The organism is Isoptericola sp. NPDC057653 (assembly GCF_042799955.1).
Lineage (GTDB): Bacteria > Actinomycetota > Actinomycetes > Actinomycetales > Cellulomonadaceae > Isoptericola.
This window is the reverse complement of record NZ_JBHVHP010000001.1, coordinates 1,844,588-1,858,081: the sequence shown is the minus strand read 5'-3', so window position 1 is coordinate 1,858,081 and position 13,494 is coordinate 1,844,588. Positions and strand designations below refer to the sequence as shown.

Below are 13,494 nucleotides of genomic sequence, written 5' to 3'. Positions count from 1 at the left end.
TCGACCACGCCCCACCGACACCCCGGCGCGCGCCCGGCGGTGCCGCCGGTTTCACCCTCCGCTGACAAAGGCCCGGCTGGGCCTTCCCGCGGCGCCGCCGTGACTAGGATCGATCCGGACGTCCGGGAGACCGGGCAGACATACGGCCGACAGACGCGCGCCGGCACGGCCGGCGCGGCTCGCGAAGGAGACAACGTGGAGATCACGATCGGTGTGCAGAACCTGGCCCGCGAGCTGGTCATCGAGACCGACGGGACGGCGGACGACGTGACCGCCGCGGTGCGCTCGGCGATCGCCGACGACGGCGTCCTCGAGCTCACCGACTCGCGCGGCCGCACCATCCTGGTGCCCACCGCGACCATCGGGTACGTGGAGCTCGGCGCCGAGGAGCAGCGCAAGGTCGGGTTCGGCGCCCTCTGACGCCCCGGGCGGGCCCCTCGGGGCCCCGCCCGCGGGAGCGGTCAGGCCGCGAGGCCCATCCGGTCCATGCGCCGGGTGTGCTCCGCGGTGAGCCGCGACACCAGCCACGCCTGCGCGGACGCCCCGCCGTCGGACGACGCCTCCCGGGCCCCGGCCGCGAGCGCGGCCAGCGGCGGGTGCGCCGCCAGCAGCACGGGCACGAGGCCGAGCGCCTCGCCCACCACGCGACGGCCCCAGAGCGCGAGGCGCGCCGCCAGCACGCCGTCCGCCGACGCCGCCCCCGCGAGCACCGCGGTGGCGGCGTCGTCGGGCCGCGGCTCGCCGACCGCCCGCACGAAGTCGCCACGCCCGCCCGGCAGGCCGCCCGCGAGCTCGCGGCACAGGTCCTGGGCGACGCCGAGACCGACGACGCCCTTGAGCAGCCCCTCCGCCCAGGAGGACGGCGCGGTGCGGGCGTCGAAGTCGGCGAGCGCGCCGTCGAAGGGCGCCATGGCCGCGGCGGGCTCGCCGTCGGCCAGGGCGAGCAGCCGCGCCTGCCGGCCGAGCGCCTCGCCGGCCGCCGCCGCCAGGGTCTGGCGGGTGGCGAGGTCGGGCGCGTCCACCGAGCGGCTCGCCAGCAGCCCGAACGCCGCCAGCTCCGTGTAGCCGGCCAGCCCCACCAGCGTCGTGAGGGTCGGGTCGGGGGCGCTCCGCTGCTCGTTCACCGGCCCAGGATAGGTGCGCGGGCGCGAGGCGCCACGGCGTGTCCCGCGCCACGCCACGCCGCAGGAGGCCGCCGTCGCGTACCATGGGGGGCGTACTTCGGTTGCCCGGTCGTCACGCATTGACTCGACCGCAGCGGCCCACGGACCCCCGTGAGGCCTGAGCGACGTTCTTCCACGATCGGCTGCCGACCACCTCGGCGCTCCTTGCGACCCGAACAGTGCGGCCCGTCGGCGGCCCTCCGGCCCGTCCGGGAGCCCGGTTCGCGCGCGCCGACGAGCAGACGAAGGTACCCGTGACCACGACCGAACCCGCCGCCACCGCGGCCGCCACGGCTCCCGCCGCCGGCGAGCCCGACTACTCCACCCCCGCCGCCATCCAGGCGCAGGACGTCTCGTTCGCCGACTTCGGGGTGCGCCCCGAGATCGTCGAGGCGCTGCGCGAGGCCGGCATCACCCACCCCTTCCCCATCCAGGCGATGACGCTGCCGGTGGCGCTGCAGGGGCACGACATCATCGGCCAGGCCAAGACCGGTACGGGCAAGACCCTCGGCTTCGGCGTGCCGCTGCTGCACCGCGTCGTCGCGCCGGGCGAGCCCGGCTACGACGAGCTGCCGGCCCCCGGCAAGCCGCAGGCGCTCGTCGTCGCGCCGACGCGCGAGCTCGCGGTCCAGGTCGCGAACGACCTCGCCACCGCGTCGAAGAAGCGGTCCGTGCGGATCGCGCAGATCTACGGCGGCCGCGCGTACGAGCCGCAGATCGAGATGCTCAACCAGGGCGTCGAGGTCGTCGTCGGCACGCCCGGCCGCATGGTCGACCTGCTGAACCAGGGCCACCTCAACCTCACCCGTGCGGCCACCGTCGTGCTGGACGAGGCCGACGAGATGCTCGACCTCGGCTTCCTGCCCGACGTCGAGAAGATCCTGTCCCGCACGCCCGCCGTGCGGCACACCATGCTGTTCAGCGCGACGATGCCCGGCCCGGTCGTCTCGATGGCCCGCCGCTACATGTCGCAGCCGACGCACATCCGTGCCGCCGAGCCGGACGACGACGGCGCGACCGTGAAGAACACCCGCCAGGTGGTCTACCGCGCCCACGCGCTGGACAAGGTCGAGGTGCTCGCCCGCCTGCTGCAGGCGGAGGGCCGCGGCCGCACCATCGTGTTCGCGCGCACCAAGCGCACGGCCGCGAAGGTCTCGGACGAGCTGCGCGACCGCGGGTTCGCCGCCGGCGCCATCCACGGCGACCTCGGCCAGGGTGCCCGCGAGCAGGCGCTGCGCGCGTTCCGTCACGGCCACATCGACGTCCTCGTCGCGACCGACGTCGCCGCGCGCGGCATCGACGTCGACGACGTGACGCACGTCGTCAACTACCAGTGCCCCGAGGACGAGCGCACCTACCTGCACCGCATCGGCCGCACCGGCCGCGCGGGCAAGCAGGGCACCGCGGTGACGTTCGTCGACTGGGACGACGTCCCCCGCTGGCAGCTCATCGACCGCACGCTCGACCTCGGCTTCCCGGAGCCCGTCGAGACGTACTCGAGCTCGCCGCACCTGTTCTCCGACCTCGGCATCCCCGAGGGCACGAAGGGCCGCCTGCCGAAGGACAAGCAGCAGCTCGCCGGCCTGGACGCCGAGGAGCTCGAGGACCTCGGCGAGACGGGCAAGCGCACCGGCTCGGGCGCGTCGCACGGTCGTGACGGGGGCCGCGACGGCGGTCGCCGCGACGGAGGCTCGCGCGGCGGGCACGGCGGTTCCCGGTCCGGCTCGCGGTCCGGCCAGCGCTCGGACGCCGCGTCGTCCGACGCCACCGAGGGCTCCGCCGGGCGGGGCGAGCAGCGCGAGGGCGGCCAGGGCCGCAGCCGCAGCCGCAACCGGCGCCGCACCCGCGGCGGCCGCCCGGTCGAGGGCGGCGGCTCCGCCGCCCCGCAGGCCCCCACCGAGGGCTGACCAGCAGGGACGCATCGAGCGTGCTGACCTGATCCTCACACCGCGGGTTTGAGGATCAGGTCAGCACGCTCGATGCGTGTCCGGGGTGCGCCGTACGGTGCAGGCATGCGCCTGACGTTCTCGGCACCGCTGTGGCAGTGGCAGGTGCGGACCGACTCGTGGTGGTTCGTCACCGTGCCGCCCGACGAGTCCGACACGCTCGCCGAGCTGCCCCTGCCGCCGCGCGGCTTCGGGTCGATCAAGGTGACCGTGACCGTCGGCGCCACCACGTGGTCGACGTCGGTGTTCCCCAGCGACGAGCAGAAGGGCTACGTGCTGCCGATGAAGAAGGCGGTGCGCGTGGCCGAGGGGCTCGAGCCGGGCTCCACCGTGCGGGTCACGCTGGAGCCGGTCGGGCTCTGAGCACGCGGGCTCAGCGGACGATCTCGTCCCGCCCCGCGAACCAGGCCGCGACGCCCTGCACGAGCGACGCCACGACGAGCAGCACCAGCGGCAGGGTCCAGGAGCCCGTGGCGTCGTGGGCGACGCCCAGGCCGAGCGGGCCGCAGGCCGCGAGGACGTAGCCGGCGCTCTGCGCCATGCCCGAGAGCTCCGAGGTGCGCGTCGCGTTCTCGGTGCGCAGCGCCATGAGGGTGAGCGCCAGCGCGATGCCGCCGCCCTGCCCCAGGCCCAGCAGCACCACCCACAGCACCGCGACCTCCGGCGCCAGGATCAGGCCCAGCAGGCCCGTGGTGATGAGCGCGACGATGACGACGCCGATCGCCCGCTGCCGGCGCATCCGCCCGGCGAGCACCGGCGCGACGAACGACCCGACGATGCCCAGCAGGTTGGTCAGCGCGAGCAGCCAGCCGCCCACCGCGACGCTCCGGCCGGACGCGACGAAGATCTCCGGGAGCCAGGCGTTCACCGCGTAGAACGACAGCGACTGCGTGCCCATGAGGACCGTGACCGCCCAGGCCAGCGGGCTGCGCCAGACGGACCGCACGGCGTCGGCGGCGGTCGCGCCGACGGGGCGCAGCGGCGCGGCCGAACGGCTCCCGGCGCGCAGCGCCCGCGGTGCCCAGACCGCCGCGCCGACGACGGCGAGCAGCCCCCAGGAGGCCAGCGTCGCGCGCCAGTCCATCCCGGTGGCGGTGGCCAGCGGCACGGTGAGGCCGGCGGCGAGCGCGGCCCCGCCCGACAGCGCCATCGAGTAGAGCCCGGTCATGAGCCCCACGCGGTCGGCGAAGTCGCGCTTGATCAGCGCCGGGAGCAGCACGTTCCCGAGCCCGATCGCGCACCCGACGGCGAGCGTGCCGACCAGCAGGGCGCCGAGGCCGGGCACGAGGCGCACCGCGAAGCCGGCGCAGAGCAGCAGGAGGCTGCCGAACAGCGCGCGCTCCAGGCCGACGCGGCGGGCCAGCAGCGGCGCCACCGGGGCGAGGAGGCCGAAGCACAGCACGGGGAGCGTCGTGAGGACGCCGCCGGCGGTGGCGCTGAGGCCCTCCTCCGCGAGGATCTCGCCCAGCAGCGGGGAGACGGCGACGACGCCCGGCCGCAGGTTGAGCGCGGCGAGGACGATGGCGAGGACGGCCCCCGCGCCGAGCGGACGACGGAGGCTCATGCGTCCTCACCCGCCGACCGGTCGACCAGGTGCGTGCGGACCGCGGCCATCGTGGTCTCGACGGCCCGCTCGGCGGCGTCGACGTCCCCGGCGGCGACGGCCTCGACCACCTCGCGATGACCGGGCACGTCCCGGTGGTGGCGCCCGTGCGCGTCCGTGGCGAGGGTGCGGACCAGCACGTGGTCGATCCCCTCGTAGAGCTCGGCGAGCAGGTCGTTCCCGGCGGACCGGACCAGCTCGGAGTGGAACGCGACGTCCGCGGCGCGGAACGCCTGCTCGTCGCCGCCGCGTGCCGCCGCCTCCTGGGCGGCGAGAGCGCCCCGCAGCGTGGCCAGGACGCCGTCGTCGCGACGCGACGCCGCGATCCGGGCGGCCCCGCGCTCGAGGACGGAGCGCACGTCGAGCACCTGCAGCGCGTCCGAGGTGCGGGCCCGGCGCCCGATGGCGGCGTCGAGCCCGCTGGCGGCGCGCACGTAGGTGCCGTCGCCGCGGCGCGGCTCGAGGATGCCCGCGTGCTCGAGGGCGCGCACGGCCTCGCGCACGGTGTTGCGCCCGACGCCGAGCCGGCGAACGAGCTCCGGCTCGGCGGGGATCCGTGAGCCGACCGGCCACTCGCCGCGCTCGACGAGGTCGGTCAGGTGCTCGACGACGAGCTCGGACACCTTGCGGGGCGGGGAGATCGGGGTGGCGTCGGGTTCAGGCACCGAAAGAGCCTAACATCCCATGTTTGCCCACCTCGGCCCCGGCCGGGACGGGGCCGCCGGGGCTACGCCTGCGCCATGCGGACGAACTCGGTGACCGCCGTCGCGATCTGCTGCACGGCGATCGCCGCCAGGAGCAGGCCCGCGATCCGCGTCACCAGCGTGACGCCGGAGTCCTTGAGCACCCGGTGGATGACGTTCGCGAACCGCATCGACAGGTACAGGCAGACGTGCACCAGCACGATCGCCACCGCGATGGCGACGAGCTGGGGCACGCCGCCGGAGTCCGACATCCGCGTCTGCTGGACGAAGACCATCGTCGCGACGATCGCCCCCGGCCCCGCCAGCAGCGGCGTGCCGAGAGGCACCATCGCCACGTTGACGCCCTTGTTGCCCGACGGGGTGGGCTCCTCCATCTTGCCGGTCAGCAGCTCCATCGCGACGAACAGGAGCAGCAGGCCGCCGGACGCCTGCAGCGCCGGCAGCGAGATGCCCATGTAGTGCAGCACCTGCTGACCGAACAGGGCGAAGACGACGATGACGCCGAACGCGACGAGGATCGCCTGGCGGGCGGCGCGGTTGCGCTGCTTCGCGCCCATCGCGGACGTCAGGCCCAGGAAGACCGGCACCGTGCCGGGCGGATCCATGATGACGAACAGGGTGACGAACACCTCGGTGAACAGCGCGGTGTCCAGCACGTGGCTCACGGGCGGATCACGTCCAGCCGACCTCTTTCCTCGATCTGTGCGAGCGCCTCGGGAGCGGTGGTGTTCTCCCCGATGCGGTTGAGCTTTCCGGTGCCGTGGTAGTCGCTGGAGCCCGTGGCCAGCAGCCCCAGCTCCGCCGTCAGGCCGCGCAGCCGGTCGCGGGTCTCGGCGTCGTGGTCCCGGTGGTCCACCTCGAGCCCCGCCAGGCCGGCGGCGGCGAGGTCGGCGATCGTCGCCTCGCTCACCGTCCGGCCGCGCGCCCCCGCGCCCGGGTGGGCCATCACGGGCACGCCGCCGGCGCCCAGCACCGCCCGCACCGCGTCCACCGTGTCGGGGGCGTAGTGCGGCACGTAGTAGCGGGCGCCCGGGTGCAGGACGGTCGCGAACGCCTCGTCGCGCGACCCGACCACACCCGCCGCGACGAGCGCGTCCGCGAGGTGCGGACGGCCCACGGTGGCGCCGTCGCCCGTCTGCGCGACGACGTCGTCCCACGTCACCGGGAAGTCCTCGGCGAGCAGGTCCGTCATCCGGCGGGCGCGCGAGAGCCGGTCGGTGCGGGTGCGGTCGCACTCGGCGCGGAGCACCTCGTCGTCCGGGGCGTGCAGGTAGGAGAGCAGGTGAACGCTGATGCTCCCGCCCTCCGTCCGCACGCGCGTGGAGATCTCGGTGCCGCGCACCAGCGCCACGCGTGTCACGGCGACGGCCTCCGCGGCCTCGGCCCAGCCCGCGGTGGTGTCGTGGTCGGTCAGCGCGACGACGTCCAGCCCCGCCGCGGCCGCCGCCTCGAGCACCCCCCGCGGGGAGTCCGTGCCGTCGGAGGCCCGCGAGTGCGTGTGGAGGTCGATCCGGGGCGGCGTCACGATCACCGATTCTAAGGAGCGCGACGGGCCGGCACCCCCGATCCGGGGCCCGCCGGGGTGCGACGTCGGCCACTCCCGCGCCGCCCGGACGCGTGAAGGCGACGACACAACCTCTCCACCGCGCCCGCCGCAGCCGCCCCCGGCTCGCCCGAACGGGCAGGGCACGATCGTCGCGATGGATCTTCCCAGCGCCGACGTCGCGACTCCCCCCGCCCTGACCGCCCGCACCCCCGGCCCCACCGGGATCGTCTTCGTGCACGGCATGCGCACGTCGTCGTCGATCTGGGAGCGCCAGCTGGAGCACGTGCGCGACGCCGGGCACGACGCCGTCGCCGTCGACCTGCCGGCCCACGGCGTGCGGCACCACGAGCGGTTCTCCATGCCGCGCGCGTTCGAGGTGCTGGACGAGGCCGCCGGGTCCTTCGACGCGGGGACCCCGGTCGTCGTCGTGGGGCTCTCGCTCGGCGGGTACACGTCGCTCGCCTGGGCGGCGCACCAGGCCACCGTCGCCAGCGCCCCGCAGCTGGCAGGCGTCGTCGCCGCGGGCTGCACCTCGGACCCGAAGGGCAAGCCCGTCGCCCTCTTCCGCGACGTCGCGCGCCTCGCCGTCACCGGCACCACGGCCGTGCGCCGCGGCCTGCGCGACGCCTCGCTGGCATGGCGCTCCGCGATGACCGGGGGCGCCTCGCGCGCCGGCGGCACGGAGGTCGCGGACCTGCTGGGCGACGCCGGCGGCGTGCCGCGCCCCGGCTGGGACATCGTCACCGACGCCCTCACCCACCTCGCCGGCCGGTCGTCCCTGGCGAGCACGCGGGCCCTGAGCGTCCCCGTGTGGTTCGTCAACGGCGCCCGCGACCGGATGCGGCTCGAGGAGTCGCGGCACGTCGCCGCCGCCGACCGCGGCGCCCTCGTCGTCGTGCCCGACGCCGGTCACGACGTGAACTCGGACGCCCCCGAGGCGTTCAACCGCGTCCTCACCCGCGCCCTGCACGACTTCGCGCGCGCCTGACCAGGGCCGTCCCGGACGGCGTCGCGACGGACGGCGGACCCGCGCCGCGCGGCCCGCCGCGGGTGGGACACTGGATCCATGACCGACACCACCCCCGTCGACGAGTCCGCGCCCGGCGCCCAGCCCGGCACCGAGGACCGCGGAAGCAACCGTTCACAGCGCCCCGCCTCGGAGGCGTTCAAGTCGTTCATCACCTCGCAGTGGGGCGAGCGCGCCGACCTCGGCATCGAGCCCGGCGAGGCCGTGCCGTACACGGCGGAGCGCCGCGCCAAGCTGTCCGCGAGCTTCCCCGGCGCGCGGCTCGTGGTCCCCGCCGGCCCGCTCAAGGTGCGCTCCAACGACACCGACTACCGGTTCCGGCCGCACTCCGCGTTCGCGCACCTCACCGGCCTCGGCACCGACCAGGAGCCCGACGCCGTGCTCGTGCTGCACCCGGTGGCCGACGGCGAGGGCGACCCCGACGGCAACGGCAACGGCACCCACCACCACGCCGTGCTGTACGTCCGCCCGCTCGCCGCGCGCGACACCGAGGAGTTCTACGCCGACTCCCGGTACGGCGAGTTCTGGGTGGGCGCCCGGCCGTCGCTGGACGACGTCACGACGCTCACCGGCGTCGAGGCCCGCCACGTCGACGAGCTGCGCGACGCGCTCGCCAAGGACGTCGGCGCCGACGGCGTGCGCGTGCTCGTCGTGACCGGCTCCGACGAGGGCATCGAGGCGCTCGTCGAGGCCATCCGCGAGGAGGCCGGCGTCGAGGCGGAGGCCGAGGACGAGCAGCTCGTCGAGGCCACCTCCGCGCTGCGCCTCGTCAAGGACGACCTCGAGCTGGAGCACCTGCGCGAGGCCGTGGCCCGCACCATCGAGGGCTTCGAGCAGGTCGTGCCGGCGCTGCCGAAGGCCGTCGCGCACCGCCGCGGCGAGCGCGTCATCGAGACGACGTTCGACGCGCACGCCCGCCTCGAGGGCAACACCGTCGGCTACGAGACCATCGCCGCCGCCGGCGAGCACGCCACCACCCTGCACTGGATCACCAACGACGGCGTCGTCCGCTCCGGCGAGCTCGTGCTGCTGGACGCCGGCGTCGAGGTCGACTCCCTCTACACCGCCGACGTCACGCGCACCCTGCCCGTGGACGGCGAGTTCACCGACGTGCAGCGCCGCATCTACACCGCCGTGCTGGACGCCGCCGACGCCGCGTTCGCCGTCGCGCGGCCGGGGACGAAGTTCCGCGACATCCACGCCGCCGCGATGGAGGTCATCGCCGCCCGCCTCGAGGAGTGGGGCCTGCTGCCCGACGGCGTCACCGCCGAGGTGTCCCTCTCCCCCGAGGGCCAGCAGCACCGCCGCTGGATGGTGCACGGCACCAGCCACCACCTCGGCCTGGACGTGCACGACTGCGCCCAGGCGCGTCGTGAGCTCTACCTGGACGGCGTGCTCGAGCCGGGCATGGTCTTCACCATCGAGCCCGGCCTGTACTTCAAGGCCGACGACCTCGCCGTGCCCGAGGAGTACCGCGGCATCGGCGTGCGCATCGAGGACGACGTCCTCGTCACCGAGGACGGCAACGAGAACCTGTCCGCCGCCCTCCCCCGCCGCCCCGAGGACGTCGAGGCCTGGATGGCGCGCCTGCGCGGCTGACCCTGTCAGGTCGGCACTTCGTACTCGGATCGGTACACATGTGTGCCGATCCGAGTACGGATGACCGACCTGACGGCATGGGCCCGTTCGCTCACGGCGGCGGCAGCATGGGGTTGACCCGAAAGGTGCGCCGCACGTCGGGAGGGAACCGCGCCGCGAGCCGCTGCACGACCTGGTCGACGCCCGCCCCGCCGACGGCCAGGACCCGGACCGGGTCGTGGCCCGCCTCTCGGATCGCCTCGTACCGCCGCTTCTCCCGCAGCAGCTCGGTCGTGCCGTCGTGTGCCGCACCCAGGGCTCCGTCGCGGTACTTGCTCCGCCCGTCGAACTCCGCCAACAGGCCCCACTCGGGCCATCCGATGTCGCAGTGCATCTCTCCGAGTCGCGTCGGCACCGGGACCTGCGTCGCGGGCCTGGGCATCCCGGCCCGGAGGCAGACGTAGCGGAGCCAGGTCTCCCACGGGGACTGCGCACCTGCGTCGGCGTGCTCCAGCACCCACGTCGCGCGACGCCGGCCGTTGCGCGCCCGGCTCCCGGCGAGGATCGCGCGCGCCTCCCCGAGGTCGAGCCCGTGGCGCAGGGCCGAGTCCGCGACGACCAGCGCGTCCAGGGGCGGCATGGTCAGCGCGCAGTCGACGACGGTGCGCTCCAGGCTGGTGACCGGCATCCCGTCGATCTCGGCGTGCTGGTCGGCGGGCACCGGGGTCCTGTGCCTGGCCACGTCGGCGGCGGCGCGACCGGAGGCCCGGTAGCCCTGGACGACGTGCGTGCGGGCGGGGGCCCGCCACAGCGCGCACCCCCAGAGCAGAGCTGCGGACTCGTGGCTGAAGACGTGCGGTGCGACCAGCTGCCGGTGGACCGCCCGCACATGGTCGACGGCCAGCCTCCGCTCGGCGGCGTGCGGGTCGCTGCCCTGGTCCGCGCCCCCGCCGACCGTGCGATACCCACCGTGCCGCACGCGTTCCACGGTGCCGGCCGCGAGCGCCCTTCCCAGTCCGGGCCTGTTCACCTCACGTGCCAGGACGATCCTGCTGCTCCCGTTCGCCATGCCGGCAGTGTCTCGGGAGCCCGGAGAGCCGTGCGGCGGCCCGTGTCGACCTGTGGACGGGCCCGTCGTGGGGGCAGGCTCGACAGTTCGGCAGTCCGTACTCGGGTCGGCACACATATGTACCGACCCGAGTACGGACTGCCGACCTGAGACCGATCAGGGCTGGGGCGGACGGTAGGGGTCGTCCGTCGCCTTCGGCTCCGTGCCCTCCGGCTGCTCGGGAGCCTGCGGCTCCGTCGGCTCCGCCGGCTGCGCCGGGGCCGGGGGTGCCTGCGGGGCCGGGGGCTGCTCCTCCGTGGGGCGCATGGCGCCGTACCGCGGGGCGCCGCTCGGCGTGGTCCAGCGGGGGTCCGGGGGCCGGGGCGCGGCGGGGGCTGCGGGGGCGGTCGCGACGGGTGCGCCGGGCGCCGGGACCACCGGGGCGGCCGCCGTCGAGCCACGGCGCGCCTTGCCCAGCCCGCCCGGGGACTCGAGCAGCATGGACCGGGCGTCACCGGCGTGCTCGGTGGCGCAGAGGATGGCGTAGGTGGACGCGACGATCTGCGACGACGACGTGAAGTCACGACGCCCGCCGGTCAGCGCGTACGACAGCACCGAGAACAACAGGCCGAACCCGGCGCCGAGGCCGATGGCGACCAGCAGGACGCCGCCCGCCGTCGTGCCGCCGAACAGGCTGAGGAGCAGGCCGACGAAGAAGCCGAACCACGCGCCGGAGAGCGCGCCCGCGAGCGCCACGCGGCCGTACGTGAGCCGCCCGGTGACCCGCTCGACCATGCGCAGGTCGGTGCCGACGATGGTGACGTGCTCGACGGCGAACTTGTGGTCCGACAGGTAGTCGACCGCCTGCTGGGCCTCGAGGTAGGTGTCGTACGCGGCGACCTCGTCCCCGGCGGGCGGGGTCGGGACGCGGGGCACGGCGTTCGGGCGGCTGAAGCTCATTCGCCCAGTCTGGCCCAGTCCAGCCCCCGGCACCACACCGCGTGCCCCCTACCAGGACCGACGGGGCCGCCCCGCGTAGGCTGACCGACGTGAGCGCGGCAACGAGGGTCTTCGTGGCACGGCTCGCCGGCACCCAGGTCTTCGACCCGATCGGTGACGAGGTGGGGCGCGTGCGCGACGCCGTCGTGCTGATCCGCGCCAAGGGCGCGCCCCGCGCCGTCGGGCTGGTCGTCGAGGTCCCGGGTCGCCGGCGCGTCTTCCTCCCGCTGACGCGGGTGACGGCGATCGACGCGGGCCAGGTGATCTCGACCGGTCTGCTCAACATGCGCCGCTTCGAGCAACGGGCGATGGAGTCGCTGGTGCTGGGCGAGCTGCTGGACCGCACGGTGCGGTTCACGGACGGCTCGGGCGAGGCGACGGTCGAGGACCTGTCGATCACGCGCCAGCGCACGGGCGACTGGCTGGTGGACCAGCTCTTCGTGCGGCGCGGGCAGCCCGCGCGGGGGCTGTCGCTGCGGCGGCGCGGCGAGACGCTGGTCGTGCCGGTCACCGCGGTCACCGGCCTCGCGGGGTCCACGGCCGAGCAGGGCGCCACGAAGCTGCTGGAGGCGTACGAGGACCTGCGCCCGGCCGACCTGGCCGACGTGCTGCACGAGCTGGGCGACACGCGCCGCCTGGAGGTGGCGAGCGCCCTCGACGACGAGCGGCTGGCCGACGTCCTCGAGGAGCTGCCGGAGGACGACCAGGTCTCGATCGTGTCCCGCCTGGACTCGGGCCGCGCCGCCGACGTGCTCGAGGCGATGCAGCCCGACGACGCGGCCGACCTGCTGAACGAGCTGCCCGACGAGCAGGCCACCCGCCTCCTGGAGCTGATGGAGCCGGAGGAGGCGAAGGACGTGCGCCGCCTGCTGTCCTACGACGAGGACACGGCGGGCGGCCTCATGACCACGGAGCCGGTGATCCTCGGCCCGGAGACGTCGATCGCGACCGCCCTGGCGCAGATCCGCAAGCAGGACCTGCCGCCGGCGCTGGCGTCGATGGTGTTCGTGGCCCGGCCGCCGCTGGAGACGCCCACGGGCCGGTTCCTCGGGGTCGCGCACTTCCAGCGCCTGCTGCGGGAGCCCCCGCACGCGTCGGTGGGGTCGGTGCTGGACACGGACACGGAGTGGCTCACCCCGGACGCCCCCGTCGGCCGGGTGACGCGCCTGCTGGCAGCCTACGACCTGCTCGCGCTGCCGGTGCTCGACACCGAGAAGCGGCTGCTGGGCGCGGTGTCCGTGGACGACGTGCTGGACCACATCCTCCCCGACGACTGGCGCGAGCACGTGGACGAGGACATGGAGGAGGTGCCGCGTGGCTGACCGCCTCGACCAGCCGAAGGAGGCGCGGCGCACCCTCATCCCGCGGCCGCAGATGGACCAGGACGCGGTGGGCCGCGCCACGGAGGGGATCGCCCGCTTCCTCGGCACGCCGCGGTTCCTCATCTACCTCACCGTGTTCTGCGCGGTGTGGCTGGCCTGGAACTCGTGGGGGCCGGAGGCGCTGCGGTTCGACAGCGCGTCGAACGGCTTCACGGCGCTGACGCTCATGCTCTCGCTGCAGGCGAGCTACGCGGCGCCGCTCATCCTGCTCGCGCAGAACCGGCAGGACGACCGCGACCGGGTCACCGCCGAGCAGGACCGTCAGCGCGCCGAGCGCAACCTCGCGGACACGGAGTACCTGGCGCGCGAGATGGCGGCGCTGCGGATCGCGCTGGGCGAGGTCGCGACGCGCGACTTCGTCCGCTCGGAGATCCGCAACCTGCTCGAGGAGCTGGACGAGAAGGAGTCGGAGCGCAGCCGGGACGCCTCGCCGTCCTGACCCCTCCCCGCCCGGACGCCCACCGGCCGGCGTGGCCGGGACGCGCCGGGCGGCGCGCC

The 13,494-nt window shown here is 75.2% G+C and carries 14 protein-coding genes; 7 read left to right on the top strand and 7 right to left on the bottom strand.

Going from position 1 to position 13,494, the window contains the following annotated elements:
* The first annotated feature begins 195 nt into the window (after nt 1–195).
* Nucleotides 196–420 (top strand): DUF3107 domain-containing protein, encoded by a 225-nt coding sequence (locus ACFU9A_RS08385; RefSeq protein ID WP_430574772.1) that lies wholly within the window; start codon nt 196–198, stop codon nt 418–420.
* Nucleotides 421–461: 41 nt separating this feature from the next.
* Here ACFU9A_RS08385 and ACFU9A_RS08380 read toward each other — a convergent pair whose 3' ends face one another.
* Nucleotides 462–1,124, bottom strand: a complete 663-nt coding sequence (locus ACFU9A_RS08380) for a ferritin-like fold-containing protein (protein WP_430574771.1) — start codon at nt 1,122–1,124, stop codon at nt 462–464.
* 293 nt (nt 1,125–1,417) lie between these two features.
* On the opposite strand from ACFU9A_RS08380, the gene ACFU9A_RS08375 reads away from it, so the two are divergent.
* The gene (locus tag ACFU9A_RS08375; RefSeq protein WP_430574770.1) at nt 1,418–3,070 is read left to right on the top strand and encodes a DEAD/DEAH box helicase; all 1,653 of its coding nucleotides are present in this window, start codon (nt 1,418–1,420) and stop codon (nt 3,068–3,070) included.
* 105 nt (nt 3,071–3,175) lie between these two features.
* Entirely contained in the window at nt 3,176–3,472 is a 297-nt protein-coding gene (locus ACFU9A_RS08370) for a DUF1905 domain-containing protein (RefSeq protein WP_430574769.1), read from the top strand.
* Nucleotides 3,473–3,482: 10 nt separating this feature from the next.
* Here ACFU9A_RS08370 and ACFU9A_RS08365 read toward each other — a convergent pair whose 3' ends face one another.
* From ACFU9A_RS08365 to ACFU9A_RS08350, 4 genes are all read right to left on the bottom strand, one after another.
* Nucleotides 3,483–4,673, bottom strand: a complete 1,191-nt coding sequence (locus tag ACFU9A_RS08365; RefSeq protein ID WP_430574768.1) for a CynX/NimT family MFS transporter — start codon at nt 4,671–4,673, stop codon at nt 3,483–3,485.
* Nucleotides 4,670–5,377 carry a FadR/GntR family transcriptional regulator gene (locus ACFU9A_RS08360; RefSeq protein WP_430574767.1) on the bottom strand — a complete coding sequence of 236 codons (708 nt, stop codon included), beginning with the start codon at nt 5,375–5,377 and terminating at the stop codon, nt 4,670–4,672. Before ACFU9A_RS08360 ends, ACFU9A_RS08365 begins: the two co-directional genes overlap by 4 nt.
* Nucleotides 5,378–5,439: 62 nt before the next feature.
* Nucleotides 5,440–6,081: a MarC family protein gene (locus ACFU9A_RS08355; protein ID WP_430574766.1), complete on the bottom strand. Its 642-nt coding sequence runs from the start codon at nt 6,079–6,081 to the stop codon at nt 5,440–5,442.
* Nucleotides 6,078–6,941 (bottom strand): PHP domain-containing protein, encoded by an 864-nt coding sequence (locus ACFU9A_RS08350; RefSeq protein WP_430574765.1) that lies wholly within the window; start codon nt 6,939–6,941, stop codon nt 6,078–6,080. The genes ACFU9A_RS08355 and ACFU9A_RS08350 overlap by 4 nt, the downstream gene beginning before the upstream one ends.
* A gap of 175 nt (nt 6,942–7,116) precedes the next feature.
* Here ACFU9A_RS08350 and ACFU9A_RS08345 point away from each other — a divergent pair, with 175 nt between their 5' ends.
* A complete protein-coding gene (locus ACFU9A_RS08345) occupies nt 7,117–7,950 on the top strand; it encodes an alpha/beta fold hydrolase (RefSeq protein ID WP_430574764.1) in 834 nt (277 codons plus the stop codon).
* A gap of 78 nt (nt 7,951–8,028) precedes the next feature.
* Nucleotides 8,029–9,588, top strand: coding sequence for an aminopeptidase P family protein (locus tag ACFU9A_RS08340; protein ID WP_430574763.1), 1,560 nt, complete (start codon nt 8,029–8,031; stop codon nt 9,586–9,588).
* Between the two features lie 91 nt (nt 9,589–9,679).
* Here ACFU9A_RS08340 and ACFU9A_RS08335 read toward each other — a convergent pair whose 3' ends face one another.
* Nucleotides 9,680–10,546 carry a hypothetical protein gene (locus ACFU9A_RS08335; RefSeq protein ID WP_430574762.1) on the bottom strand — a complete coding sequence of 289 codons (867 nt, stop codon included), beginning with the start codon at nt 10,544–10,546 and terminating at the stop codon, nt 9,680–9,682.
* 246 nt (nt 10,547–10,792) lie between these two features.
* The gene (locus ACFU9A_RS08330) at nt 10,793–11,575 is read right to left on the bottom strand and encodes a general stress protein (RefSeq protein ID WP_430574761.1); all 783 of its coding nucleotides are present in this window, start codon (nt 11,573–11,575) and stop codon (nt 10,793–10,795) included.
* 89 nt (nt 11,576–11,664) lie between these two features.
* On the opposite strand from ACFU9A_RS08330, the gene ACFU9A_RS08325 reads away from it, so the two are divergent.
* A complete protein-coding gene (locus ACFU9A_RS08325) occupies nt 11,665–12,936 on the top strand; it encodes a magnesium transporter MgtE N-terminal domain-containing protein (protein WP_430574760.1) in 1,272 nt (423 codons plus the stop codon).
* A complete protein-coding gene (locus ACFU9A_RS08320) occupies nt 12,929–13,435 on the top strand; it encodes a DUF1003 domain-containing protein (protein ID WP_430574759.1) in 507 nt (168 codons plus the stop codon). Before ACFU9A_RS08325 ends, ACFU9A_RS08320 begins: the two co-directional genes overlap by 8 nt.
* Nucleotides 13,436–13,494 lie beyond the last annotated feature (59 nt).

Bases quoted from the DNA above. Each gene is read 5' to 3' on its own strand.
- ACFU9A_RS08370 (WP_430574769.1), top strand. From the start codon at position 3,176: ATGCGCCTGACGTTCTCGGCACCGCTGTGGCAGTGGCAGGTGCGGACC.
- ACFU9A_RS08365 (WP_430574768.1), bottom strand. From the start codon at position 4,673: ATGAGCCTCCGTCGTCCGCTCGGCGCGGGGGCCGTCCTCGCCATCGTC.
- ACFU9A_RS08345 (WP_430574764.1), top strand. From the start codon at position 7,117: ATGGATCTTCCCAGCGCCGACGTCGCGACTCCCCCCGCCCTGACCGCC.
- ACFU9A_RS08340 (WP_430574763.1), top strand. From the start codon at position 8,029: ATGACCGACACCACCCCCGTCGACGAGTCCGCGCCCGGCGCCCAGCCC.
- ACFU9A_RS08330 (WP_430574761.1), bottom strand. From the start codon at position 11,575: ATGAGCTTCAGCCGCCCGAACGCCGTGCCCCGCGTCCCGACCCCGCCC.